Below are 24,724 nucleotides of genomic sequence, written 5' to 3'. Positions count from 1 at the left end.
ACAGATCAGCAGTACGGCGATCGAATGCCCCCACTGCGGCGCCGTCTACCGCTCGATCTGGTTCAAGATCGGGGCAACGGTCGCGATCGCGGTGGGTGTGATGTGGTTGCTCGGCGTCGTGCTCGCAGCGGCTGCGACCTGGATGACGCGCAAGCCGTTCGAGATCGACCTGCCTGCGAACCCGCAGACCTCGGTCTACGAGACGCCTGCGTCCGCAGCTTCACTCGGAGTGGTTCGCGGCTGACGAAGCGGTCCTCCATTTGCCGTATCGAGGCGCGCGCGATCCCCGCATTCGCACTCCTGACCAACCTGCCATTTCGTGCCGTCGATGGAGCCCGGACGGACAGCCGCTGTTCGTGAACCGCCGGATGCGACGCGCTACGCTCCCTGCATGACGATCCTGCTCCGCGCTGCTGTCCTCGTCGGCCTGCTGACGGCCGGTTTCGCCCCGGCATCGCCCGTCGACGCCTCCACGCGCGCGGGCACCTGGCTCTACAGCGGGGAGGAACTGCTCGACGCCCTGAAGGGCAATGCGGCCTACACGTTCCGCGACGAGGCGATCCGCCGCGAAGCGGCCGCGCAGACGGCGGCCGCCTATGTCGCCGGCGTCGCCGATGCGTCGGGGCGCGATGTCTGGTGCGGCCAGGGTCTGGTCAAACCGCACGAGCTCGTCGCGCGCGTCTTCGCGCATCTCGACGCATTGCCCGCGGCCGCGCGTCGCGGCAATGCGGCCGACCTCGTGCGTGCGGCGCTGACCGCCACTGCGCCCTGCGAGGCCGCAGCGTCCTGAACGGCCCCGTTTCGGATGCCCGGCGAGCGCCCGTCCCTGCGGGCGCGCAACGCGCACGAGCGACGCCCGCAGTCCCGTGTCACTGCAGTTGGGCAGGCACGCCGGTCGCGTCGTCGGCATCGCGCGCGATGGTGCGCTCGAAGCACGCGTCGCCGGGGCCGTGCGGCCAGTCCCGATGCATCCAGGGTTCGGCCTGCCGCAGGGCATCGCCGCTGTCGGTAGCGAAGGTCGCGCACAGGCGCAGCGTGCGGGCGTCGACGACCGCGTAGCCATAGGGCAGGCCAGTGAGGGGATCGACCCGGCGCGCCTCGCCGCGCAGCGCATCGAGCGAGGCCGGCAACGTGCCGTCGCGCCGCAGTTGCTGTGCGGCCAGCGCTTCGATCCGCGCCAGATCGCGTACCCGCGCCGCGTCCAGCCGCGACTCGCGCTGCGCACCGGGCGAGCCGATCAACAGCAGCGCCGCGGCCACCGCCGCGAGGCTGACGAGGCCGCCGGCGATCAACAGCCCGCGTCCGAAGCCCGACACGGTCATGCCTCGACCTCCTCGCGCCGCAGATCCAGGAGATAGAAGGTGAAGATCGCCCCCGCGATCGCGCCCGCCACCAGCACCTTCAGCACGAAGCGCACGCTCAGCTCCCCGCCCAGCACGTTGTAGACCAGCGCGATGAGATCGCAGACCAGCACCGTCGCCGCGAGGAACAGCGTCATGTAGGTCAGCCAGCGCCGCACCGCCGACAGCCGCTTCAGCGGATTGCGTGCGATCTCGCGCGAGAGCTTGTGGGCGACGAAGGCGAACACCGGGAACGCGATGAGCACCGACGCGACGGCCCAGCGCATCGACGGCCCCAGCCGCTGCACCCGGTACTCCGGATCCGTGGGATCGGGGAAGGCGTGGTTGATCAGGTCGAACAGCAGGCTGCCCAGCTGCCAGGCCGAGACGTACAAGGTCGCGAACAGCACCAGATACAGGAACGCCTCGCGCGCCGACAGGTAGGGGCGCGGGCGCGGCACCGGCACCACGAACGGCACGTCGGCATACACGGCCAGCGCGCTGCGCACCTGCTCGTCCGGCCAGCCGGCGCCGGCGAGCACCGTCGCCACCTCGTCGCGGCTGGCGCCGCGCTGCAGCGCCTCGCGGACGAACGTGTCGAGTTCCTGCGTGCCGGCGGCCATGGCGTGTCCTTCAAGGGTCGTGGCGGCGAATCTAGCAGCCCGGTAGGGCCCGCCCGTCAAGCGTTCATAAATCCGTCTCGGCCTGCGCGACCGCACGTGGGAAAATGCGCGCATGGGCGAACCCGACCTCCAGTCGCCGGCCGAACCGGCCGCCGCGACGCCGCGCGCGTTGACCGACGCGCTGAAAGCCGACATCCGCGATGCGTACGCGAAGCTGCAGGCGAACACGCCGGGCTTCAGCACGCGCCGCTCGCAGAGCCAGATGATCGCGCTGGTGTCGCGCGCCCTGGCGACGTCGGGCGGCATCGGCATCGCCGAGGCGCCGACCGGCGTCGGCAAGAGCCTCGCCTACATGACCGCCGGCGTGCCCATCGCGCTGGCGACGAAGAAGAAGCTGGTCATCAGCACCGGCACCGTCGCGCTGCAGTCGCAGCTGGTCGAACGCGACATTCCCGCCTTCCTGAAGGCGACCGGCATCGAGGCCACTGTCGCGCTGGCCAAGGGCCGCACGCGTTACCTGTGCACGCGCAACGCGGCCGAACTGCATGGCGAGACCAGCCAGACCCATATTTTCGGCGACACCGCGTTCGGCGATGCGCCGCTCGGCGCCGACGAAGGCGGCGATTACGAGGCCCAGCTCTACGACCGCCCGCTGGCGCCGCACGAGGCCGACGCCGCGCGGCGGCTGCTCGAGGCCCACGCGGACCGGCTGTGGGACGGCGATCTGGATGCCGCGCCCGAGCCGGTCTCGCCGGCGCTGCGCACGCGCATCACCACGCCGGCCTCGGGCTGCGCCGGTCGCCGCTGCAGCTTCGCCCAGCAGTGTCCCGTGCTGAAGTCGCGCAACACGGTGCGCGAGGCGCAGATCGTCGTCACCAACCACGCGCTGCTGCTGTCGTCGCTGTCGCTGGGCGACGTCGAGAACGGCCAGCCACTGCTCGCCGCGCCGGCCGACATGCTGCTGGTGCTCGACGAAGGCCATCACGTCGCCAGCGTGGCGATCGACCAGGGCGCCGCGCGCCTGCCGCTCGGCGACATGGCGCGGCGCGTGTCGCGGCTGCAGATCCTGATCGCCGGCGCCTACCGCCTCGTCGACAAGGACAAGATCGGCACGCTGCTGCCGAACGAGGCGATCGAACTGGCGACGCGGGTGGCGAAGGCGCTCAAGGCGTTCCGGACCGAGATCGACGCCGTGTGGCGGCCGGAACCCGACGACCGCGATCCGATGTGGCGCGCCGCCAACGGCCGTCTGCCCGACGCGTGGTTGCCGGCGATCGAGGTGCTCGGCGACGACACCCGCGCCCTGTTCAACTGGGTGCACGCGGCGCAGACCCTGGTCGCCCGCAGCAAGCAGGACGATCCCGCGCGCGAGCGCCTGCAGCGCAGCCTCGGCATGGCGCTGGAGATGGTCGAGCAGCAGCACGACCTGTGGTCGGGCTGGCGCCGCGAGGACCGCGAGGGCCAGCCGCCGTTCGCACGCTGGGTCACCGCGACCCGCGAAGGCGACCTGGTCTGCCATTGCTCGCCGGTCTCGGCCGCGCAGGTGTTGCGGCAACTGCTGTGGAAGGACGTCGACTCGGTGGGCATGACCTCGGCGACGCTGACCGGCGGCGGCGATTTCCAGTCCTTCGCCATCGATACCGGCCTGCCGGATCACGCCGAGACCGCGTCGCTGCCCTCGCCCTTCGAGCTGCGCAGGCAGGCGCAGCTGATCGTGCCGAACTTCCCGGTCACGCCCGACGACCGCGAAGGCCACCCCAAGGCGATCGCCGAGTACCTGGTGCGCGAGCTCGACTGGAAGAAGGGCAGCATGGTGCTCTTCACCTCGCGCTGGAAGATGGAGAAGGTCGCCGAGCTGCTGCCTGCCTCGCGCCGCGCGCAGGTGCAGATGCAGACCAGCACCAACAAGTCGCAGGTCGTCGCCGAGCATCTCAAGCGTGTCGCGGCGAAAGACGGCTCGGTGCTGTTCGGCCTCAACTCGTTCGGCGAAGGTCTCGATCTACCCGGCGAGGCCTGTACGACGGTAGTCATCACCCAGGTGCCGTTCGCGGTGCCGACCGATCCACAGACCTCGACGCTCAGCGAATGGCTCGAAGGCCGCGGCCTCAACGCCTTCAACCTGATCGCGGTGCCGCATGCGCTGCGCACGCTGACCCAGTTCGCCGGGCGCCTGATCCGCACCTCCAGCGACACCGGCCGCGTGATCATCCTCGATTCGCGGCTGATCAGCCGCCGCTACGGCAAACGCATCCTCGACGCACTGCCGCCGTTCGAGCGCGTCATCGGCTGAGCGACGCGGGCGGCCACCGCCGTCACGCAGGACAGGCGGCCGGAGCCGCCTGTCGCCGGACATCCTGACGCCGGGCAGGCCTCGCGAGGCGCCTGCCCGGCCGGCCCATCTCAGCGCGGCTTGCGTGCGCCGTCGACGGCCTTGCCCGCGGCGTTCTGGGCCTTGCCGACTTCCTTCTGCGTCTTGCCGGCGAGTTCCTTGGTCTTGTTGCCGGTCACCTTGCCGGTGACTTCCTTCGCGGTGCCCTTGACCTGGTTCTTCAGACCATCGGTACGGTTCTTGTCCATGTCGATCGCTCCGCCTGCTGGATTGCAGGGTGCAGACGATATAGACCGCAGATCGCCATGCGCGGGTGAAGGGATTGCAGGCTGCGCACCGTCGGCACGCATCGATTCAGCGAGGCGAATCCGGCGTGATGCGGGCGCGCGGACGGGCGCGTTTGCTTCGCTGCCGAGACGCCTGCCGTAGCCGCGATCAGGACGCGGCGCCGAACCCGTCAGGCGTCGACGCGTCCCGCCTCGGACGCCGCCGGCACCGCGACCGACACGCGCAGCGGCATCGTGAACACCAGCTCGCCTCCGCCGGCGATCTGCACCGCATCGATCCGGCCGCCGTGCGCGCGGGCGATCTCGCCGGCGATGAAGAAGTCCCAGCCGGTGCGACGCGCATCGCCGCTGGGATTGGGCAGCGGCCCGGCGACCGTGTCGAGCAATCCGTCCGGCAGCGCGAGCCCGGCGACGCCGACGCGCAGCACCAGGGCATCCGCCGTGGTGCCGACATCGATCGCCACCGTCTGCGCGGTGTCGTCGTGGCGCACCACGTTGAGCACCAGGTTCACCAGCAGCTGGCCGATGCGCGGAGGGTCGCAGTCGACGTCGGCGTGGATGCGCACCGCACTCGCGAAGGCGCGATCGGGATGCGCCGTCACCACCTGCGACAACACCCGCTGCAGCTCGGCCGACAGCGCCGCCGCCGACACCTGCGCCAGCGGCAGGCCGGCGGCGAGCTTGTCGTGCGCGAAGTCGACGATGTCGTCGAGCAGCGAGGACATCTGCCAGATGTGCTCCTCGATGCGGCCGACGCGCTCGCGCGTGTCGGTATCGAGGGTCGCGCCGGTCTTGATCAGATAGGTCTCCATGATCACGGCCTGGATCGGCTCGCGGAAATCCTCGCTGACATCGCGGATGAAACGCTCGCGCAGCTTGGCGACATCCAGCGCGGTGTGCAGCGCGGCCTGGCTCAGCGCGAACTTCTCGTCGCTCTCGAGCTGCAGTCCGATCAGCTGGGCGAACAGCTCCAGGGTGCGGATGGTGTCCGGGTCGTCGACCCGCGACGGCCGCGGATCGATCGCGCACAGCGTGCCGAAGAACTCGCCGCTGGCGCGGAAGATCGGCACCGAGATGTAGCTCTCGAGTCCGTACAGCTGCGGCGTCCGGTGGGTGCTGAACTGCGGATGCGTGCTGGCCTGGCCGAACGCGACCGGCTGCTGGTGCTGGCGGATCTCGTCGCAGATCGTCGTGCGCACGTCGAGTTCGCCGCCGGACTGCAGGCCGAAGTCGAGCTCGTCATGGACCGCGCACGCGGTCCAGCGCGATTCGGTAACGCGCGCGACGGCGGCGAAGCGCAGCCCGGTCGTGCGCGCGACGACCTCGAGGATCCGCGGCACGGCGGCGATGCGGCCGACGGCCTCGACATCGCGCTGGGTCTGGTGGGTGTCATGCATCGCGGTCGGTCCGGTCCTGGACGGCTGGAGCCTACGCCCAACGGCCCGCACCTTCCACACGCGACGCCGGACACCCACACCCGCTACACAGGTCGCGCTCTAGCGTGGGCGCTCCCGAATCAGGAATTCCCCATGCGCCTGCTGGCCGGTTGCGAGCTCGTCGTCGAAGCCGACGTGGATTGCGCAGTGGTGGCGATGCTGCGCCCGCGCAGCGGCGACGCCCAGTGGCTGGTCAGCGAGAGCTACGCCTTCGACCCGGACGTGCAGCCCACCGAATTCGTCGACTCCTTCGGCAACCTCTGCCAGCGCTTCGTCGTGCCCGCGGGGCGCATGCGCATCCGCGCCGAGCTGGAAGTCGAGACCGAGGCCGGCATCGCGATCGCGCCATGGACGATGGCGACGCCGCCGGCGCTGCTGCCCGACCACACCCTGCAATACCTGCTGCCCAGCCGCTACTGCCCGTCGGACAAGACCTTCGACCAGGCCCAGGAGATCGTCGATGCGGCCGGCCCGCAGAGCGGCCAGGTCGGTGCGATCGTCGCGTGGATCCGCAAGCACATCGCCTATCGCTACGGCGAGAGCAATGCGATGACCGACGGCCTCGACACGATGGCGCACGGCGCCGGCGTCTGCCGCGACTACGCCCACGTCGGCATCATGCTGTGCCGCAGCCTGCGCATTCCGGCGCGCATGGTCGTCGGCTATCTGCACGGGCTGGAACCGATGGATCTGCACGCCTGGTTCGAGGCCTATCTCGACGGGCGCTGGTACACCTTCGATGCGACCCAGGATGCGCCGCGCGGCGGCCGCATCGTCGTCGCCTACGGCCGCGACGCCGCCGATGTCGCGTTCCTGACCAACTACGGCTGGATGCAGACGGTCGACATGCAGGTGTGGGTCGGCGAGAAGCCGTAACGCGCCCACGGCATCACGCCAGCCCGAGGAATTCCCGCATCCGCGCCAGCTCGTCGTCGAGCGCCGCGCGGAACGCCGCATCGCGGGGCGCCTGGCCGTCGACGTAGCCGAACGTGGCCGCCAGGCGCCCGTCGACGACGGCCAGATTGCCCCAGCCGATCACCCGTTCGCCCCACAGCAGCGGCAGCGCGTAATAGCCGAGCTGGCGTTTCGGCGCCGGCGTGTAGGCCTCGAAGCGGTAACGCCAGCCCCACAGCAGCTCGAACCGGCGCCGGTCCCAGACCACGGGATCGAACGGCGTCAGCAGGCGCACGCGATCGGCATCCGGACGCCAGCGCCGGCTGGCCGGCGCTTCGTCCAGTGGCCACAGCCAGTCGACGCCGTCGATCCGCGCCCCGCCCAGGCGGCCTTCCGCACGCGCCAGCGTGCCCGCGCGCGCGGCGTCCCATTGCGGCACGCCGCGCCCGAGATAGGACAGCAGCTGGCGCAGGCTCGCCCGCGGCAGCGGCGCGTACTTCGCGACCAGCAGATCCAGCAGGGCATCCAGTCGCCGCTCGATCGCGTCCGCCGCCGGCGCCGCCGGATCGCCCTCGCGCACCGCGTACACGCGCGTGCCGCCCTCGCGGCGCGCGACGCGCAGCAGGCCGCGGTAGTGCATGGCGTCGAGCAGGTGGGTGCTCGCGTTCGATGCGCCGCCGAACCAGTTGGTGACCTTGCCGTGGGCGAACTGCGCGTCGACGTCGCGCGGATGCGCGGTGCCGCGCGATGCGACGAAGGCACGCACCGCCTCGGCCTGGCGCCGGCGCGCCGGTGTCCAGACCTCGCGCGCGGTGCGCGGATGCATCAGTGCCTGATGCGCGCGCGGCAGGAAACCGTAGTTGACGAAGAAATCCTCTTCCAGCGCCAGCCGCGGGTAGCGCCGTTCCAGATCGCCGGCGCGATAGCCGATGACCCGGTGCCGCAGCGTCAGGTCCTGCGCCCGCGCGGGCGCACGGATCGGATCGGCCTGGACGAAGCCGAGCCGCGCGATCGCGCGCATCAACGTCGTCGGCCGGAACAGCGAACGGGCGACGGCGTGGCGACGCAACTGGTCGAGGGTCGGCGACGGCATCGCGCCATGATGCCAGTCGCGCTGCCGGTCGGCGGCATGCCGCCCCACTGCGAGGCGCTATGGGTTCTCGACACCCGCGTGCCCTGGTGTTCACGCGACGGGGCCTAGTGTCGCTGCATCGCCTCGAGGAGTTTCCACATGCGTCCGACCACGCTCGCTGCTGTCCTGTCCGCCCTGGTGCTCGTCAGCACCGTCGCCCTCGCCGATCCGCCCCGGCACGCGGCCGGAAAAGGACCGCCCGCGCATGCGGGCGGCCCGCATGGCCGGCATGATCATGACCATCACCATGATCGCGACCGCACGCCGCCGGGTTGGGACCGGAAGGCGTGGCGTCGCGGAGAGCGGCTGCCGTTGGCTGAAGTCGACGGCCGCTACTACGTCGACGATTATCGCGCCCAGCGATTGCACGCGCCGCGCGACGGGCAGCGCTGGGTGCGCCAGAACGAGGACCAGTACCTGCTGATCGAAGCCGCCACCGGCGTGATCCTGGACGCGCTGACGCGTTAGTCCTGCAGGGCGCGCACGCCCGGTCCCGGCCGGCGTGCGCGTCCGTCAGCGACCGGAGCGGACCTCCAGAACCGGGCAACCCGGATGCAGCGACACCCCGTTACGATCGGCACGAAACGCCTGCGACGAGGCATACGCGCTCTGCCGCAGACGCATGATCTCGCCCAGCGGCCGATGCGCCTGCAGGCCATGCCAGGGACTGAAGCCGATGCCGTCGTCGATCGCGCGGCTGCGCTCGGGCGTCCAGGCGTCCTGGCGCGGCGCGTGGATGATCGCGATGGTGCGGAAGGGACTCGCGTCCTCGTCCCATTCGGCGGTCGCGTCGTCGACCGGCATCGCCGCCAGCGTGGTGCACAGTTGCGCGCGCAGTTCCCACTCGGCGTCGTGGTCACGGAAGAACGCCACCACGGCCTCGCGGATCGCGTCGTCGTGCGACAGGTCCACGGCCTGGCCGTGGAGCGCGCGCAGGGCGGGCGAGACCGGTACGAGCTGCAGCTTGGCGGTGTGGTCGCCGTAGCGCTGCGGCAGCTGGCTGAAAAAGGTCTCGCCCAGGATGTGCGTCGGCGGCTCGCCCCCCATGGCCTTGATCCCGGTGCGCTCGCTGCCCAGCGCCTCGAGCCCGCGTTCGGTGCCGCGCAGGATCGCGGAGATCACCCGCTTGCTGCGGTCCATGCGGTCCGTGGTCTTCGCCAGCAGCTTGAGCGTCTTGAGGAAGGTCTTGCCGTCGGGCGCTTTGAACACCGGGCCGTTGACGAAGATGAAATCCTGGCCTTCCGTGTTGACCGCGCCTTCCAAGCGCGCCCCCGGGACACCGGCGATGCGCAGGGCGACGCCGCGCGGCGTCGACACGGCATCAGCCAGCAGATCGCCCGGCGTCGTCGAGAACCGCAGCACCGCAGCGAACCGGCCGGGCGTGGCGAACATGCCCTGCGCGAGTTCGGGGGCGAGGCCCGCGGGGACGCGCACCTCGGCGCTCAGCAGGCCGTGGCTCTTGGCGTGGACCGACCGCAGGCCGTGGCCTTCGTCCTCCCACGTCGTTTCGGAGATCGAGCGCAGGACCTCGTTCAACTCGGCCGACACCGCGGCCTCGTCGGGACCGGGCTGCGCCAGGCGTTCGCCGTAGCGGGCGTATCGCGTGGAAGAAGGGGCGGACATCGACGTGCTCCGGTGGGCATCGGGCCGCGTGTGACGCGGCGGTCCCGAGGGGCGACGACAGGCCGCCCGGGCGCGCCGGGCCGCCTGCCGCATCGCGATTACTTCTCGAGGAAGGCCAGCAGGGCGCGGTTGAACACGTCCGCGTGGCTGACGTTGAAGCCGTGCGGCGCGTCGTCGACGACCGCGAGTTCCGCGCCGGCAATCGCCGCATGGGTGCGTTTGCCGGACCCGTCGAAGGGCACCGTGCCGTCGCCGGCGCCGTGCAGCACGAGCGTCGGCACCGCGACGCGCTTCAGATCCTCGCGGAAGTCGGTCGTCGCGAAGGCCTGCATGCAACCGAGCGCGGCAGTCTGGTCGGACTGCTGCGCGAGCGCGATTGCGTCCTGGCGCTGCGCCTCGTCGACCTTCAGATCGCCATCGACGCTGAAGAAGTCAGTGGTGAAGCCGTCAAAGAACGCCGCGCGATCCGCCTTCAGGCCGTCTTCCATTTCCCTGGCCTTGTCTTCGGTCAGCGGGCCGTCCGGATTGTCCTGCGTCTTCAGCAGGTACGGCGGCACCGCGGCCGCGAACACCACGCTGTGCAGACGGTCTTCGCCATGGTTGGCGACATAACGCGCCACTTCACCGCCGCCCATCGAGAACCCGACCAGGGAGACGTCGCGCAGGTCCAGGTCTTCGATCACACGTGCGAGATCGGCGGCGAGCGTGTCGTACTCGTAACCGTCGGCCGGCTTCTCGGAGCGACCGAAGCCGCGGCGGTCATAGGCGACGACGCGATAGCCGGCGTCCTTCAGCGGGCCGACCTGTTTGCTCCACGACGCGGCCGACAGCGGCCAGCCGTGGATCAGGACGACCGGACGGCCGGTGCCGCCGGAATCTTCGACGTGCAGACGGACCGGTGCGGCAGTGGATGCGGGGGACATGGCGACTCCTGGTCGACGAACGGGAGGGCCATGCTGCGAGCGGGACGAGTCAATGCGCGTGAAACCCGCGCGCCGAAACGCACCGCCGCATGAACGTGGCGGATGCGCGCATCGAGGAAGACAGGCACACCGCGATGTCGCGCGCATTCACCGCACGCTGCAACGGAGTGTTGCCGCATCGGTTGCATCCGTCCGCAGCACCGCCACCCGCCCTTCACGCACACGGCGCACCATCCACACGCCGCGCGCCGCGCGTGCCGTGTTCCATCGTGCCGCCGGCACGCGACCGCACGGCCCCGACCACGAGACCCCATGCAACTCTTCAAATGCCAGCACTGCGACCAGGTGGTCTATTTCGAGAACACCGCCTGCACCCGCTGCAACAGCCGGCTCGGTTACCTGCCCGACCTGGCCCAGCTCAGCGCGGTGACGCCCGACGGCGGCAACTGGATCGCGCATGCCGATCCCGGCCCGCGTTACCGCTTCTGCCGCAACTGGGAATTGAACGCCTGCAACTGGATGCTGCCCGCCGGCGACGGCGAGACCTACTGCCGCGCGTGCCGCCACAACCGCACGATCCCCAATCTCGCCGAGGCCGACAACCGCGAGCACTGGCGCAAGATCGAAACCGCGAAACGCCGGCTGTTCTACACCCTGCTGCGGCTGCGCCTGCCGATGCCGACCGCGGCCAGCGGCGATCCCGAACCGCTGGAGTTCGACTTTCTCGCCGACCAGCCGGGCGCGAAGAAGAAGGTCATCACCGGACACGCCAGCGGCCTGATCACGATCGCGCTGACCGAGGCCGACGACGCGACCCGCGAAGCCGCGCGCGTCCGGATGGGCGAGCCCTACCGCACCCTGCTCGGGCATTTCCGCCACGAGGTCGGGCATTACTACTGGGACAAGCTGGTGCGCGACGGCGGCGACGAGGAACTCGCGCGCTACCGCGACCTGTTCGGCGACGAACGCGCGAGCTACGCCGATGCGTTGACGCGGCATTACGAGAACGGCGCGCCCGACGACTGGCAGCAGGCCTTCGTCAGCAGCTACGCGACCATGCATCCCTGGGAAGACTGGGCCGAGACCTGGGCGCATTACCTGCACATCGTCGACACGCTGGAGATGGCCGCCGCGTTCGGCATCCGCATCGATCCCGACATCACCGACGACGATGCGATGACGACCGAGATCGGCTTCGATCCCCACCGCGTCGCCGACATCCAACGGCTCATCGACGCCTGGTTGCCGCTGACCTACGCAGTCAACAGCCTCAACCGCGCAATGGGCCAGCCGGATCTGTATCCCTTCGTGATCCGCAAGCCGGTGGTGGACAAGATGGCCTACATCCACGGCCTGATCCGGCGCGCACGGCGCGCGCTTTGAGGTCCGGCATCGAGACGAACACGCGGCGCCACGCGCACCGCGTCGACGCGGACGCCACCACGCCCCTGCAGGAGCGCGCTCGCGCGCGACAGGCCGACCGGTTCACCCGGCGCCCGTCAAGAAGACTGCGCCCACACGGCGCCGTCGCGCGCGCCGCCCGCTCTCTGACGCAAATGCGCCCGCCGCGCGAGCGCGCTGCTGCGTGCGCCGCGCCACGAAATCGCGAGGACGACTGAAAAAAAAACGGGCGCCCTGGGGCGCCCGCTTCCTTCGATGCCGGGACACGCCCGGCACCGGTTCGATCAGAACGCGTATTCCGCGGTCAGACCGAGCAGCGCGGTGGAACGCTTCGGACCTTCGAAGCTGTCGCCGCTGACCGGATCGCGCAGGTCGCCCGACTTCGCGCGGAAGTAGTCGTAATGCAGGCCGACGCTGAAGTTCTGCGTTGCGTTCCAGCCGGTGCCGACACCGGCGTACCAGCTGTTACGGCCATCACGACCGCCGCTTTCCAGGCCCAGGTCTTCGCCGACGCTGTTGTAGTAATCGGCGTTGTTGTCCGAGGCGCGGAAGAAGCCGCCGCGCGCACCGATGTACCAGGCCGGCGTCACGTTGAAGCGCGCATTACCGCCGACCACCCAGCCACGCAGCGCATTCTCGTCTTCGCGCTGGTTGACGGCGTCGTCGTTGAACGCGTTGCGCACGACGAGATTGCCGAGATCGGCGTAACCGCCCTCGAGGCCCAGGCCGAAGCTCTCGGCGACCTTCCAGCGGTAACCACCGACCAGGCCATAGCCGGTCTTGCGGCCTTCGCGGCTTTCGAACACGTTGAAATCACCGGTACCGAAACGGCCGGCGGTGCCGCCGTCGGTGCGGCCGACGCTACCGGCGACGAAGGCATTGCCTTCGCCGACCTGGAGGTCGGGACGATAGGTATCGCCGCCCATGCTCTGGGCGAATGCGGACGGGGCGAACATGGCGGCCGCCAAAGCGGCGGGCACAAGCAACTTCTTCATCGGGGAGGTTCCTCTCTACTTGGTCTTGGACCTGCGCAATACGGGGGAGCGCAAGCCTGTTGGGTCACGCACAAAGCCCTCGTGGCCTGCGCGCGGTGGGCAGTAGGAACCTCCGCAGCTGAAGCGCAATCAAACCTTCACTTCCGCTGGACGAAAACTCGACGTCCGGGTTCAACGCGCGTTCAAGCGGGTGATGTCGCTGCGAAGGCGTGCGATGGCGCGACAGCGCTGCTGCGCGTGCCTTGCGGTGCGCCAACAAGACGCCCTGGACGCGTTCCGACATAACGCCTGCGTACTCACGAATGGCGATGCGGCGTCGCTCGCTGCACGTGGTGGTGACTGGTCCAGGCGTGCGCGCGATGCGGCGCCTCGTTCGATGCGCATCTCCGCGCCTCCGACAACGACACAGGACGACCGGTGCGAGCACTGTCCATGCTGCACGTGATCCACCATGCGGGCGACGCACCTGCGCGGCCGCAGCCCCCGGTCATCGAGCGCCGCGGGGCGGCCCTCGGTTACGATGCCCGGCCCTGTTGCCCCGGCCCGTCATGCCCCACTACACCGGCCCCCTGCTGACCCGCGAGACCGCGACCTCGCTGCGCGCCGCGCAGGATGCCCGCCGCGGCGTGTGGACGGGCTCGCTGGATCTGGGCCGCAGCACCGGCACCGCGACGCTGCGCCGCGATCACTGGCTGTGGAACGACGTGCCGCAGCCCTACCCGGGCAAGCTCAAGGAGCGCACGCTGTACTACCGCGACGGCGACGACTGGACGCGTGCCGCCTGCTTCTCCGGATCGCTGATCAAGCTGGTGCCGACCGAATGGGGCGCGCCGACGTTCGAGATCGACGGCATCAAGATGCTGGTCTCGGCACGGATCTCGCCGATCGAGGACGCGCGCCAGAAGGTCGCGCTGGTCGCGCCGCGCGGCAAGGTGGTGCTCGATACCTGCGGCGGGCTCGGCTATTTCGCCGCGTGCTGCCTCGAGGCCGGCGCGGCGCGCATCCTGTCGTTCGAGAAGAACGCCGACGTGCTGTGGCTGCGCACGCTCAATCCGTGGTCGCCGGATCCCGACGCGCCCGAACATGACGGTCGCCTCGTGCTGACCCACGCCGACATCACCGCGGCGATCGCCACGGTGCCCGATGCCTCGGTCGATGCGCTGCTGCACGACCCGCCGCGCTTCGGCATCGCCGGCGAGCTGTACGCGCGCACGTTCTACGACGAACTCGCGCGCGTGCTGCGCAAGGACGGCCGCCTGTTCCACTACACCGGCAGCCCGAACAAGCTGACCACCGGCCGCGACGTGCCGCGCGAAGTCGCCCGGCGCCTCGACAAGGCCGGGTTCAGGACCCAGCTGGCGCTGGACGGCGTCCTCGCGATCCGGCGGTGATCCGGGCGGCGCCTGCCGCGCCGGACGCAGGCGCCGCGCGCAGCGCCGCGTGATGCCGCGCGCGGGATCGCGGCGAGGCGACCTGCCTCCTCAACCCGCGCCGACGACGGCGGCCGCGTCCGCCACCGGCGGGGCATCCGCACCTTCGATGCGGGTCTCGAGCTCGAACATGCCGGGGCTGTCGTCGAGCGCCGACACGACGACCTCGTAGCGACCCGGCGACAACGACAGGGCCATCCGCGCGTTGGTGCCGGAGCCGCCATCGTCGTCCTCGAAACTGCCGCCGGGACCGGTCACGCGCAGCACCGTGTCGACGTCGCCCGAGCGCGCATCCAGATGCACCGTCGACGCGGCCGCCACGTCGAGCACGAAACGCCGTGCGCCGCTGCCACCCAGCTCGCCATGGACGGTCTGCCCCGACGTCAACGCGGTGCCATCGGTGCGCACCAGGCCACCGGGCACGTCGGCGAAGCGCACGCCGAGCGCGAAATCGCCGGCGCCGGGTTTACCCTCCAGCGCCGAGGCCGTCAGCGTGTAGGTGCCGGGTTCCAGATACAGCCGCAGGCGCGAATCGGTGCCATCGCCGCCGTCGTCATTGTTGGCGTCCACGCCCGGACCGCGCACGTCGAGCACGGTGTCGAACGCGGTCGAGGCCAGCGTGAGGGTGTACAGGCCGGCCTTGTCGGCCTGCAGGGTGTAGTCCTGGCGCGCGCGCGTCAGCCAGTCGACGACATCGCTGCCGGCCACCAGCGCCTGTCCGTCGTAGGCCGCCAGTGCCTGCGCCTGCAGCGTGTAGGGGCCATAGGCCGCGGCGGAGTCGCCGCTGACCGCGACCGTGTAGTCGCCGGCCGTCGCGGCGCGGAACGCCAGCGTCGTCTCCTCGGCCTCGGGCGTGGTCGCCGCGACCAGGGTCGTGCCCTGGAACACCTACCGCGCGCCCGCGAGCGGACGGTCGAGCCGCAGCGTCACCGCCTGGTCCTCGCTCAGCGCCAGCGTGTGCAACTGGTGCCGGCGGCCGTCGCTGTAGTTGAGGCCGCTCGACGAGGTGATCTCGCCGGCGACCGAGCCGTCGAGTGCGATCGGCGTCGCGGCGCCCGGCGCATCGGCCGCGGCGGCAGCGTCTCCGCTTCCCGGCAGCAACTTGTGGCAGCCCGACAGGGCCAGCGCGGCCGAGACGGCCAGGACGAGGACAGCGACGCGCATGCAGCGACTCCCGATGAATGGGCCGGATGGCCAGGCGCGATTCTGGCGGAACGCGTCGCGGAAAGGGGGCCGACCGTCGTTCTGGCGGGCGCGACCTCGAGCCGTGCCGACGCGGGGGCACGTCGACCGGCCACCGCGTACACGCCGCCGCGCCATTCCCCAGCCGCAGGTGAACCGGATGCACGGCCGCGCGTCAGGTCACGCGCGGATCACCGCGGCCTCGCCACTCTGCCGCTCCGACCCACCGCACTGGAGACCCCTCATGGGCATGTTGAAACTCGCCGCCGCCGGCGCACTGAGCTATTTCGGTTACAAGGCATGGCAGAAGCGCCAGGCCGCCCCCGCGACCAACGCCGTCACCGACGACAGCACGCGCACCGCGCCGCACGGCGACCCGCTCGCCACCGCCACGACCGACACCACCGCGTCGACGCGCAGCGGCCCGCAGACCGGCCCGACCACCGTCTGATCCGCTCCGGCCCATGCGCCGACGCCGTCGGCGCTGCGGCCGCCCCATTCCCGCACGGAGCTTTCCATGGATTCGATCAACCGTAACCAGCCGGAACACAACCGCCAGGATCTCGCCGGCGCCGATGCGATCTCGCGCATCCAGGACATGTCCGACGACGCGGATTCCTGCTTCTTCTGCACCACACCGCTGGCGCGCAGCGAGACCGGCGGCAGCCGTCCGATGTCGATCCAGAAAGCCGACGCCGCAGGCGTGCTCTGGTTCATGAGCGCCTCGGACAGCCACAAGAACGCCGAGATCGAGGCGGATCCGCACGTGCGCCTGTTCCTGCAGTCGTCGAAGCACTCGGGCTTCCTCGCGCTGGAGGGCACGGCGACGATCAGCCGCGACCGCGCCAAGATCGAGGAACTGTGGAACCCGATCCTGAAAACCTGGTTCACCGAGGGCAAGGACGACCCGCGCATCACCGTGATCGAGGTCAACCCGACCGCCGGTTACTACTGGGACAACAAGCACGGCGATTTCGTCGCCGCGACCAAGATGGCCATCGGCGCGGCGCTCGGCAAGACGCTGGACGATTCGATCGAAGGCAACATCACGCCCTGATGCACGACCGGACGCGAGGCCGACGTCCTTGCGTCCGCCTGCCGGGAACATGCGTCGCACGATGCGGCGAAAACGCGATCAGCGCTGGAACAGCACCCGCGCCGGCTTGTGCAGGGCGAAACCCTGGCCGTAGTCGACGCCGAGGTCGGCCAGCACGTCGCGGATGCGCACGTCGTCGACCCATTCGGCGACGACCTGCAGGCCACGCTGGTGGCCGATCTGCACGATGGCGCTGACGATCGTGCGGCTCATCGGATCGGTGTCGAGTTCGCGGATGAAGCTGCCGTCGATCTTGATCAGATCCACCGGCAGGTTCTTCAGGTAGCCGAACGAGGACATGCCCGCGCCGAAGTCGTCCAGCGCGACGCGGCAGCCGGCCGCGCGCAGGCGCTCGATCATGCCGGCGACCTTCAACAGGCTGCGCACCGCGACGGTCTCGGTGATCTCCAGGCAGAAGCGGTGCGCGGGCACGCCGTGCTCGGCGATGCAGTCGAGGATGAAATCGGCGAGGGCGTCGTCGTCGATGCTGGCGCCCGACAGGTTGATCGCGCAGGTGCGCAGGTCCGCGCCGGCGGGATGCAGCTGCGCGAAGTGCGACACGGCGGTGCGGATGACCCAGCGGTCGACCGCAGGCATCAGGCCGTAGCGTTCCGCGGCGGGCAGGAATGTCCCGGGCATGACCACCTGGCCGGATTCGTCGCGCAGGCGCAGCAGCAGTTCGACGTGCGCGCCGGTGTCGGCATCGGCGTCGATCGGCACGATCTCCTGGAAATCGAGCAGCAGGCGGTCCTGCTCCATCGCGCCGCGCAGGCGGTTGGCCCACTCCATCTCGCTGTGCCGGCGCGTGCTGTCGTCGTCCTCGCGGTACAGATGCACGCGGTTGCGGCCGTTCTCCTTCGCCTGGTAGCAGGCGCTGTCGGCCCAGGCCATCACGTCCTTGAGGCTGAGCCCCGCGCGGTCGGCCATGACCACGCCGATGCTGGCGCTGACCGAATACGTGCGCCCGTGCCAGACGAAACGCACGGCGTCGATGCAGCGGCGCAGGCGTTCGGCGAGGGCGTGCGCCATCGGCGGATCGACATCGAAGGCCAGCAGCCCGAACTCGTCGCCGCCCAGCCGCGCGAGCAGATCGCCTTCGCGCATGTTCAGGCGCAGCGCCAGGGCGAGTTCGACCAGCAGCTGGTCGCCGGCCATGTGCCCGGACAGGTCGTTGATGACCTTGAACTGGTCGAGATCGAAATACAGCAGCGCGAAGCCCGGCTGGTCCGGCCCGGCAGCGCACCGCGCCAACGCCGCGTCGAGCCGGCGTTCGAACTCGCGGCGGTTGCACAGTTCGGTCAGCGCATCGTGCGAGGCCTGGTAGCTCAGCCGCTCGGTCAGCTCGCGGTTCTCGTTGATGTCGGTCGCGGTCAGCAGCAGGTGCGGCGCGCCGTCGACCACCACCGGTGCCAGCGACACGCGGGCCCAGAAACGGCCGGCCTTCGCGATGATCGAGGCCTCGTGGGCATCGTCGTCGTCGGCGGCCACCAGCGCATCGACCATCGCCGTGTCGACGAACAGCGACGCCAGCGGCCGTCCCATCACGTCGCCGAGGCGCTGGCGCGCGGCCTGGTTGGCATAGGTGACGTGCCGCGTACCCTCGTCCGCCAGCAGCACCAGCACCGGCAGTAGTTCGTTGAGCGTGCGGAAGCGCGCCTCGCTCTCGCTGAAACGCGCGGCCATGCGCTGGCCCATCGCGAGCGCGCGACGGTGGGTGCTGGCCATCGACCACAACAGCAGCGACAGCAGCACGCTGATCGCCACGCCCGCGACGACGGCTGCGCGCACCTGGTCGGTGTCGGGCCGGGCGGCGTAGGGCTGCAGCCGCAGCTCCCAGCGACGCCCGCCGAACGCCAGCGCTCGCGTCATCACCTGGCCGCCGTGCGCCGGTCGCGACCCGCCGACGAACACGGCCTGCGCGCCGGGCGCGGCGCCGGCATCGCGCACGTCGACGTGCAGGAACTCGAGGATCCGTCCGGCCAGCGCATCCCGCACCATCGGCTCGAGCTGCAGGCTGATCGCGAGCGCGCCGATCTCGCGCGCGCGCCGCGCCGCCACATCCGCCGGCACGGGCCCCTGCGAATACACCGGCAGGCGCAGGGTCACGCCGAGCGCGGCGGTCCCCGGTGCCTGGATCTGGGCGAGCCGGAACGGTGCCGACATCTTCACCGTATCGGTGTCGCGCGCATGCTGCAGCGCCGCCAGGTTGGCCGGCTGCGTGGCGACGTCAAGGCCCAGCAGCCGCGCATTGCCGGCGAGCGGCGTCACCAGTTCGTAAACGTAGGCCGGCGGCACGCCGCCGGTGCCTGGCCGGTGACGCGCGAAGCCGATGAGGCGGTAGCCGGGCACTTCGTCCGCCGCGCGCAGGTTGTACTGGTACCGGTCGAACGCCGCCTGGTCCATCGTGTCGTTCGACAGGAAGACGGTCTGCATCGCGCGCAGCGCGATCGAGGCCGAATCCAGCGAGGCGAGCAGCCGGCCCTGCGCGGCATCGGCCAGCGCCTCGTGCATCGCCGCCGCATGCGCCTGGGCCTCCAGCCATTCGCGACGCGCCAGGATGCCGGTGATCGCCAGGCCCGCGACCAGGGCCAGCACCGCCCAGCCGAGCGGCGACAACGCCGACATGCCGCCACCCGCGTACGCACGGCGGCCCTGCGTCGATGCGGTGGCCGGCGTGGCGAGGGGATTCTGCATTGCGTACGACTTCGGCCTGGCTGACGGACACCCGACGGTACGACCGATCGCGGTCCGGACGCCAGCGGTTTCGGCCCGTGGCCGCCATCGCGGTCGAGACGCGCGTGCATCGCGCCGCGTCCCATCGTGTCGCCAGGCGTCACCCGCTGCCGCGCGCGGCATGTGCACGCCCGCGCGGCGTCAGCCGGACGCCGGCACGAGGGTCCAGTCGCGCAGGTGCAGGCCAGGGTCCACACCCGTGTCCTGCCATGCGTCGATGTCGCCGGCGACCCGCACCTCCAGACGATGGCCGGAGACCGCATGCCGGAAGCGCGCGCGACAGCGCCCGTCGGCGCTGCAGGCCTGCAGTTCGGGCAGCGCCGCGCAGGGGCCGCAATCCGACAGGTCCGGCTGCAGTGCGCACGCGACGGCGGCGGCGTCGGGCGAATCCGGACGGCAGTCGCGATCGACGACCGGCGTCCAGCCGTGGTCGAGCAGCTGTGCCCGGAAGTCGCCGTAGGCCATGCCGCTGCGCAGCGTCGAACGCGCAGCCGTAGCCTGCGCAACGTCCTCTGCCAGGAATCCGTCTTCGCCGGTGATCGTCACCGGCATCGCCGGCGTGGCGACCGCGGGATCGGCTGCGCTGTGCGCAGGCCAGCGCGGACCCCGATCGCAGCCCGCGACCAGCCCGCAGCACCACAGCAGCAACAGCAGGACACGTGGACTCCGCAACACCGGCTCCTGGACGGGACGGGGCCCGGGGCGCAGAGCCTGCGGCGCGGGCGCCACCGGGCGCAATCAGACAAGCCTGAAAGTTGTGCACACGCCCGCGATGGGTGCGCAGCCATGTCACGGCGTGCGGCGTCGACCACCGCTTCGTCGCACTGCGAGCGATGCGCCGCGCGCCGCAGGTCACGCCCGGATCACCGCGGCCATCGCATCCTGCCCGCCCCGCACAACTGCAGAAGATTCGACATGGGCATGCTGAAGATCGCCGCCGTCGGCGCACTGGGCTATTTCGCGTACAAGGCGTGGAAAGGCCGCCAGCCGACGGCAGAACCGGCCTCGCTGGAGGACGCCACGGAGCGGGCGCCGGCGCCGCGGACGCCCCTGCTGACCAAGGTGTCGGCCGACATGACCGCGACGCCGCGTGCCGGTGCGCAGTCGAGCCCGGGTTTCGGCGGCGAGGACTGAGCGCCGTGCGTGCCGGCGGCCGGTCCGTCGCCGGCACGCGCGCTTGCTGCAGATCTGGCGTTGTGAGCTGGCGATCTCGTCGCCACGGCCGGGTCCACGCGTGCATGTCGTGCAGCCCCATGCCGCGATGACGCGTGCGGTGCACCCGCCCTGCTCACGGCGCACGGGCTAGCCTGTACCGGCGGGACTCCCCCACCGCCTGGATATGCCCTTGAATCCCTTCGATCCGCTGTTCCGGCGCTTCAAGCCGCCGAAGTCCGTGTCCGATGTGCTGCCGAAACTGCGCGAGAAGGCGGCGGCCGTCGCGCCGGACGCCGCGCGCGTGCAGGCCACCATCCAGCGTCCCCGCCGTCCCAGAAGACGATCCGCGATGCCCTGCAGCAGAGCGGCCTGGTGTCGCCATCGCCCGGTGCGCAATCCGACGCGAGCACTGCGGACACCCCGGCGGGTCCCGCGAAGCCGCGCACCTGGACCGCGCCGTCCGCGTCGCCGACCGCTGCCGCGCGCGGCACCTCGAGCGGTTTCCGCTACAGCGGGGCCGCGGGCGCGCGCGACTACACCCTGTACGTCCCGCCCGGTCTGGACGCCAGCGACGCTGCGCCCGCTCCGTTGCTGGTGATGCTGCACGGCTGCACCCAGTCGCCCGACGACTTCGCCACCGGCACGCGCATGAACGCGCTCGCCGATGCGCATGGCGTGCTGGTCGCGTATCCGTCGCAGACCGCGCGCGACAACGGCTCGCGCTGCTGGAACTGGTTCCGCCGCGAAGACCAGCAGCGCGGCTCGGGCGAGCCCGCGATCCTCGCCGGCATCGTCGCGGACATCGCCGCTCGCCAACGCGTCGATCCGCGCCGCGTCTACGTCGCCGGCCTTTCCGCCGGCGCCGCGATGGCGGTGATTCTCGGCCGCACGTATCCCGATGTCTTCGCGGCGGTCGGCGCGCATTCCGGCCTGCCGTTCGGCGCCGCGCAGGATGTTCCCGGCGCCTTCGCCGCGATGCAGGGCCGCGGCACGGCCCGCACCGCGCCGGGCGCCAACGCCGTCGCCGCACAGCGCATGCCGACGATCGTCCTCCACGGCAGCGCCGATCACACCGTGCAGGCCGGCAACGGCACCGCGATCGTCGAGGACGCGACCGCGGGCAATGCCGCCACGCCACCGCTGCGCGCCGGGCCGACCGAGACCCTGCGCGTCAACGGCCGCGAGGCGACGCGCACCGCTTATGTCGACGACGCCGGTCGCGTGCAGGTCGAGCACGTGGTCATCGCCGGCGCAGGCCACGCCTGGAGCGGCGGCGATGCTGCGGGCAGCCACACCGATGCGCAGGGGCCGGATGCCTCGGCGCTGATCCTGGCGTTCTGCCTGCAGCATGCGCGCTGACGGCGATACGGCGCGGACCACCGCAGCGGGTCGCATGCCGGCCGGTACGGTTTCATCGGGTCCGGATCGCACACTGCGTTCCCCGGGACCGCGCAGGGAATCCACGCGGGGCGCAGCGCGCCCGTGCGCTGCCCGGACCGACGATGCCGGCGCAGACCACGCCTGACGGGCGCTATCTGATCGTGCGCGGGCACCTGTGGCGCGCCGCCAATCCGCACCTCTCCGACGCGACCCGCACGCGTCTCGTCGCGGCGCTGATGGACGCGCGCCGCGCGGTCAAGGCGGCGATGCGCGCGGAGGATGCGGCGGCGCTGGCCGCTGCACGCTGCCAGGTCGACGCCGCGAAAGTCGAGCTCGGCGAACGCGGGCCGGTGTGGTGGACGGACGGCGCGCAGGACTGGAACCGCCATCTGGTGAAGAATTCGCCATACGCGGCGTGGTACGCCGAGACTGACGACACCCCGCCGGACGCGTGACGCGTCGTGCACCGTGCGCATCGCGCGGGCGGATGCGCGACGCGGATGCATCGCGGGGGTCCCGCGATGGCCGTACATCCGGCGTCCGGAACACGCCTGGCCGCGATCGCGCACATCCGCTCGCCGCGTATGAATCCGCGCCGGTGTCGGACGACCAACGCGATCAGGGGCTGCAGCACGCGAGCGCGGGCGACACGCCGACTACGGCGGCTTGCGCCGAACAGATCCCCGACGATCTCGATGACGCAGGCCCACGCACGCGGCGTGGACCTGCGATGGATCATCTACGCAATACGGCCGCGGTCAGGGACCGCACTGCCAGCGACCGTCGAAGGTGCGGCTGGCGCCGTCGGCACGCTGGTAGGTCAGCGTCGCCGGACGTGCGGGCGATTCGCCGCCGCCGATCGGCGCGCCGGTCTCGACGATGCGGAGGGTCTTGCCCTGACCGCTGAAGGTCGGATCCTTCGTCATGCCGTCGAAGCCGCCGGGCGCGCGCACCGGTTCCACGTAGCCCGCCACCTTGACGACCCCCTGCGCCGGCGCGTCGGACGCGACATCACCTTTCGCCAGCAGCAGCGGTTGCGCGCCGTCCAGCGAGAAGCTGCAGGCGAGCTCGCCGGCGAGCGTGGCGCCTGCGAGGTCCGATTCGGTCAGGGCGTCGAGCTGGATCTCGGAGCCGTCCCCGCCGGTCGTCGCACCGGTCGCGGCAGGTGCCGCCGTATCGGGCGTGGTCGCGTCCATCGGCGCAGGCGCGGCATCGGCCGGGGCGGGCGTCGCCGTCGCCTGGGCCGGTGTCGCGTCGTCGGCCGGCGTGCAGCCGGCGAGCAGGGCGCAGGCCACCAGGCCGAGGCTGATCGCCTGCGACAAGCGCGTGGCGTCGAATACGGAGCGGGGGATGCGCATGCGTCGGTTCCTGTGATGCGGCCGTGGCGCCGGATCGGCGCGGCCGGGAGTGCGCATCCTCGCCACGCCCACCTGTTGCCATCGTGAAGAACGCACCTGCGCGGCCTCGGATTCCGGAGGGCCGCCGCAAAACGCCGCCGCCTCGCAATACCCGGTGGAACGCCGCGGCGCGGCTCCCGATTCCGTCAGGACAGCAGGCGTACTGCGACAGCCAGGCGCAGACCAGCGCCGCGATCGACGCCGCGAGCGCGACGACGACGACGCCGCATTGCAGACGCGCGTTGGATGCAACGCGCGCCATTAGGTCCTCGTGGGCGAGCGTCGGATGGATGCAGCTCGCATCGCAGTGCGCGGCGATCTTGCGCAGCGTGCAGACGATCAGGGCGAGGATCGCCATCGCCGCGACGAGGACCAGCGCGATGGCGGCGGCCAGCATGCAGTCTCGGATGCCCATGGCCTGGAGCCCGTCCGTCGGGGCGTCACCCGGGACGTGCCCGGGTGCACGGTGCGGGTCAGAGACGCCCGGTCGTGGCCCGCGTGCCGGTGGCGTCGTTGCGGATCAGGTGCGTCACCGCCTGCCACACCGCGGACAGGCCGACGAGGATGTAGACGACCCGTGCGCCGATCGCATCCTGGCCGCCGAAGATGGCCGCGACGAGATCGAACTGCGCCGCGCCGACCAGGCCCCAGTTGATGCCGCCGACGATGAGAAGGATCAGGGTGAGGACGTGGATAAATTTCATGGGGTGGCGCCGAAGGAGGAGGACGTGCAGCGTCTTCGCGACGAGGTGAAACAGACGCGAGTTTCCGCGGCTTTCGACGGCGTGATCGCGGGACGCCTAGTGCATCGGCATGCGGTGCACGGGCGGCGCCGCGATCAGCGCGGCAGCCCCGTCGCGGGTGGCGCGTCGGCGTCGGTCACGCCGGGCATCGGTGTCGCCTGCGGAAACCGGGGCGCCAGTGCATCCACGCCGGACTGCGGCCTGGCGGTGGCAGTCAGCGGTTGACGCGCCGCGCGCAGGGCGGCGCTGTCGATGTCCAGGCGCGCATCGCGTGCCGCCAGCAGGGCCGGGTCCAGTTCGCCATCGCGATTGAACGACCAGGCCAGCCTGGCCGGCCCGAGCGGCATCGCACCGTCCGCACCCGCGTCGCCGTGCGGATGCCACGTGTGCCAGGTCTTGCCGTAGCCGTTGATCTTCGAGGCCATCCGCGCACGCTCCGCGACCTCGGGCAATCCGGGCGCGACGAGCTGTCGGGACAGGATCTCGCCGTTGTGCGGGTGCCAGTAGTCGCGCTCGCCATCCGGCAAGCCGGCGAACACGCGCGCCGACACGATGTACTCGATGCCCGTCAGGTTCGCGGACGCGCCGCCGTCACGCCAGCGCGCGTGCACGGCGCGGTCGTGAC

Annotated in this window: 27 protein-coding genes; 12 read left to right on the top strand and 15 right to left on the bottom strand. The window is 71.0% G+C overall.

Going from position 1 to position 24,724, the window contains the following annotated elements; all coding sequences use genetic code 11:
• Nucleotides 1-100: 100 nt before the first annotated feature.
• Together CJ022_RS17135 and CJ022_RS14350 are read left to right on the top strand one after the other, a co-directional pair.
• Entirely contained in the window at nucleotides 101-244 is a 144-nt protein-coding gene (locus CJ022_RS17135) for a hypothetical protein (protein ID WP_158238433.1), read from the top strand.
• A 147-nt stretch (nucleotides 245-391) separates the two neighbouring features.
• Nucleotides 392-790 carry a Rap1a/Tai family immunity protein gene (locus tag CJ022_RS14350; RefSeq protein WP_101927305.1) on the top strand — a complete coding sequence of 133 codons (399 nt, stop codon included), beginning with the start codon at nucleotides 392-394 and terminating at the stop codon, nucleotides 788-790.
• A 79-nt stretch (nucleotides 791-869) separates the two neighbouring features.
• Here CJ022_RS14350 and CJ022_RS14345 read toward each other — a convergent pair whose 3' ends face one another.
• Together CJ022_RS14345 and CJ022_RS14340 are read right to left on the bottom strand one after the other, a co-directional pair.
• Nucleotides 870-1,322, bottom strand: coding sequence for a hypothetical protein (locus tag CJ022_RS14345; RefSeq protein WP_101927304.1), 453 nt, complete (start codon nucleotides 1,320-1,322; stop codon nucleotides 870-872).
• Entirely contained in the window at nucleotides 1,319-1,963 is a 645-nt protein-coding gene (locus tag CJ022_RS14340; RefSeq protein ID WP_101927303.1) for a DUF5671 domain-containing protein, read from the bottom strand. Before CJ022_RS14340 ends, CJ022_RS14345 begins: the two co-directional genes overlap by 4 nt.
• 112 nt (nucleotides 1,964-2,075) lie before the next feature.
• Between CJ022_RS14340 and dinG the strand changes: the two genes are divergently transcribed.
• Nucleotides 2,076-4,253, top strand: a complete 2,178-nt coding sequence (gene dinG / locus CJ022_RS14335; RefSeq protein WP_101927302.1) for an ATP-dependent DNA helicase DinG — start codon at nucleotides 2,076-2,078, stop codon at nucleotides 4,251-4,253.
• Between the two features lie 110 nt (nucleotides 4,254-4,363).
• Here the strand turns inward: dinG and CJ022_RS14330 are convergent, their stop codons facing one another.
• A complete protein-coding gene (locus CJ022_RS14330; protein ID WP_101927301.1) occupies nucleotides 4,364-4,540 on the bottom strand; it encodes a CsbD family protein in 177 nt (58 codons plus the stop codon).
• A gap of 209 nt (nucleotides 4,541-4,749) precedes the next feature.
• Nucleotides 4,750-5,976 carry a GAF domain-containing sensor histidine kinase gene (locus tag CJ022_RS14325; protein WP_101927300.1) on the bottom strand — a complete coding sequence of 409 codons (1,227 nt, stop codon included), beginning with the start codon at nucleotides 5,974-5,976 and terminating at the stop codon, nucleotides 4,750-4,752.
• A 132-nt stretch (nucleotides 5,977-6,108) separates the two neighbouring features.
• Between CJ022_RS14325 and CJ022_RS14320 the strand changes: the two genes are divergently transcribed.
• Nucleotides 6,109-6,891, top strand: a complete 783-nt coding sequence (locus tag CJ022_RS14320) for a transglutaminase family protein (RefSeq protein ID WP_101927299.1) — start codon at nucleotides 6,109-6,111, stop codon at nucleotides 6,889-6,891.
• Between the two features lie 13 nt (nucleotides 6,892-6,904).
• Here the strand turns inward: CJ022_RS14320 and CJ022_RS14315 are convergent, their stop codons facing one another.
• Entirely contained in the window at nucleotides 6,905-8,002 is a 1,098-nt protein-coding gene (locus CJ022_RS14315) for a DNA glycosylase AlkZ-like family protein (RefSeq protein WP_101927565.1), read from the bottom strand.
• Between the two features lie 138 nt (nucleotides 8,003-8,140).
• On the opposite strand from CJ022_RS14315, the gene CJ022_RS14310 reads away from it, so the two are divergent.
• Nucleotides 8,141-8,509, top strand: a complete 369-nt coding sequence (locus CJ022_RS14310) for an RcnB family protein (protein ID WP_101927298.1) — start codon at nucleotides 8,141-8,143, stop codon at nucleotides 8,507-8,509.
• Between the two features lie 45 nt (nucleotides 8,510-8,554).
• Here CJ022_RS14310 and CJ022_RS14305 read toward each other — a convergent pair whose 3' ends face one another.
• Together CJ022_RS14305 and CJ022_RS14300 are read right to left on the bottom strand one after the other, a co-directional pair.
• On the bottom strand, nucleotides 8,555-9,664 hold the full coding sequence (locus tag CJ022_RS14305) for a catalase family protein (RefSeq protein ID WP_101927297.1): 1,110 nt from the start codon (nucleotides 9,662-9,664) through the stop codon (nucleotides 8,555-8,557).
• Nucleotides 9,665-9,762: 98 nt separating this feature from the next.
• A complete protein-coding gene (locus CJ022_RS14300; protein WP_101927296.1) occupies nucleotides 9,763-10,587 on the bottom strand; it encodes an alpha/beta fold hydrolase in 825 nt (274 codons plus the stop codon).
• A gap of 312 nt (nucleotides 10,588-10,899) precedes the next feature.
• On the opposite strand from CJ022_RS14300, the gene CJ022_RS14295 reads away from it, so the two are divergent.
• A complete protein-coding gene (locus tag CJ022_RS14295) occupies nucleotides 10,900-11,970 on the top strand; it encodes a zinc-binding metallopeptidase family protein (protein WP_101927295.1) in 1,071 nt (356 codons plus the stop codon).
• Nucleotides 11,971-12,272: 302 nt separating this feature from the next.
• Here CJ022_RS14295 and CJ022_RS14290 read toward each other — a convergent pair whose 3' ends face one another.
• The gene (locus tag CJ022_RS14290; RefSeq protein ID WP_101927294.1) at nucleotides 12,273-12,983 is read right to left on the bottom strand and encodes an outer membrane protein; all 711 of its coding nucleotides are present in this window, start codon (nucleotides 12,981-12,983) and stop codon (nucleotides 12,273-12,275) included.
• 548 nt (nucleotides 12,984-13,531) lie between these two features.
• Here CJ022_RS14290 and CJ022_RS14285 point away from each other — a divergent pair.
• Entirely contained in the window at nucleotides 13,532-14,374 is an 843-nt protein-coding gene (locus CJ022_RS14285) for a class I SAM-dependent methyltransferase (RefSeq protein ID WP_101927293.1), read from the top strand.
• Nucleotides 14,375-14,464: 90 nt separating this feature from the next.
• Here CJ022_RS14285 and CJ022_RS14280 read toward each other — a convergent pair whose 3' ends face one another.
• Both CJ022_RS14280 and CJ022_RS14275 read right to left on the bottom strand, forming a co-directional pair.
• Nucleotides 14,465-15,301 carry an ABC transporter substrate-binding protein gene (locus tag CJ022_RS14280; protein ID WP_101927292.1) on the bottom strand — a complete coding sequence of 279 codons (837 nt, stop codon included), beginning with the start codon at nucleotides 15,299-15,301 and terminating at the stop codon, nucleotides 14,465-14,467.
• Nucleotides 15,302-15,577, bottom strand: coding sequence for a hypothetical protein (locus tag CJ022_RS14275; protein WP_101927291.1), 276 nt, complete (start codon nucleotides 15,575-15,577; stop codon nucleotides 15,302-15,304).
• A gap of 262 nt (nucleotides 15,578-15,839) precedes the next feature.
• Between CJ022_RS14275 and CJ022_RS14270 the strand changes: the two genes are divergently transcribed.
• Together CJ022_RS14270 and CJ022_RS14265 are read left to right on the top strand one after the other, a co-directional pair.
• Complete coding sequence (locus tag CJ022_RS14270) at nucleotides 15,840-16,046, top strand: hypothetical protein (RefSeq protein WP_101927290.1); 207 nt, start codon at nucleotides 15,840-15,842, stop codon at nucleotides 16,044-16,046.
• A gap of 66 nt (nucleotides 16,047-16,112) precedes the next feature.
• Entirely contained in the window at nucleotides 16,113-16,652 is a 540-nt protein-coding gene (locus CJ022_RS14265) for a pyridoxamine 5'-phosphate oxidase family protein (protein ID WP_101927289.1), read from the top strand.
• Nucleotides 16,653-16,730: 78 nt separating this feature from the next.
• Here CJ022_RS14265 and CJ022_RS14260 read toward each other — a convergent pair whose 3' ends face one another.
• Together CJ022_RS14260 and CJ022_RS14255 are read right to left on the bottom strand one after the other, a co-directional pair.
• Entirely contained in the window at nucleotides 16,731-19,385 is a 2,655-nt protein-coding gene (locus tag CJ022_RS14260; protein WP_233198811.1) for a bifunctional diguanylate cyclase/phosphodiesterase, read from the bottom strand.
• Between the two features lie 180 nt (nucleotides 19,386-19,565).
• Nucleotides 19,566-20,096, bottom strand: a complete 531-nt coding sequence (locus tag CJ022_RS14255; RefSeq protein ID WP_143703998.1) for a hypothetical protein — start codon at nucleotides 20,094-20,096, stop codon at nucleotides 19,566-19,568.
• Between the two features lie 243 nt (nucleotides 20,097-20,339).
• Here CJ022_RS14255 and CJ022_RS14250 point away from each other — a divergent pair, with 243 nt between their 5' ends.
• From CJ022_RS14250 to CJ022_RS14240, 3 genes are all read left to right on the top strand, one after another.
• Nucleotides 20,340-20,558 carry a hypothetical protein gene (locus CJ022_RS14250; protein ID WP_101927287.1) on the top strand — a complete coding sequence of 73 codons (219 nt, stop codon included), beginning with the start codon at nucleotides 20,340-20,342 and terminating at the stop codon, nucleotides 20,556-20,558.
• A gap of 393 nt (nucleotides 20,559-20,951) precedes the next feature.
• The gene (locus tag CJ022_RS14245) at nucleotides 20,952-21,938 is read left to right on the top strand and encodes an extracellular catalytic domain type 1 short-chain-length polyhydroxyalkanoate depolymerase (protein WP_199171561.1); all 987 of its coding nucleotides are present in this window, start codon (nucleotides 20,952-20,954) and stop codon (nucleotides 21,936-21,938) included.
• Nucleotides 21,939-22,081: 143 nt separating this feature from the next.
• Nucleotides 22,082-22,414: a hypothetical protein gene (locus CJ022_RS14240; RefSeq protein ID WP_101927285.1), complete on the top strand. Its 333-nt coding sequence runs from the start codon at nucleotides 22,082-22,084 to the stop codon at nucleotides 22,412-22,414.
• A 303-nt stretch (nucleotides 22,415-22,717) separates the two neighbouring features.
• On the opposite strand, the gene CJ022_RS14235 is transcribed toward CJ022_RS14240, so the two are convergent.
• The 3 genes from CJ022_RS14235 to CJ022_RS14225 form a co-directional block, all read right to left on the bottom strand.
• The gene (locus CJ022_RS14235; protein ID WP_101927284.1) at nucleotides 22,718-23,317 is read right to left on the bottom strand and encodes a hypothetical protein; all 600 of its coding nucleotides are present in this window, start codon (nucleotides 23,315-23,317) and stop codon (nucleotides 22,718-22,720) included.
• Nucleotides 23,318-23,829: 512 nt separating this feature from the next.
• On the bottom strand, nucleotides 23,830-24,060 hold the full coding sequence (locus CJ022_RS14230) for a DUF378 domain-containing protein (RefSeq protein ID WP_101927283.1): 231 nt from the start codon (nucleotides 24,058-24,060) through the stop codon (nucleotides 23,830-23,832).
• A gap of 134 nt (nucleotides 24,061-24,194) precedes the next feature.
• Nucleotides 24,195-24,710: a DUF1264 domain-containing protein gene (locus tag CJ022_RS14225; protein ID WP_101927282.1), complete on the bottom strand. Its 516-nt coding sequence runs from the start codon at nucleotides 24,708-24,710 to the stop codon at nucleotides 24,195-24,197.
• Nucleotides 24,711-24,724 lie beyond the last annotated feature (14 nt).

The sequence above is a fragment of the Luteimonas rhizosphaerae genome, from assembly GCF_002849595.1.
In the GTDB taxonomy this organism is placed as follows: domain Bacteria; phylum Pseudomonadota; class Gammaproteobacteria; order Xanthomonadales; family Xanthomonadaceae; genus Luteimonas; species Luteimonas cellulosilyticus.
Note: the sequence above shows the minus strand (reverse complement) of the source record. Positions and strands in the feature narration are given on the sequence as shown.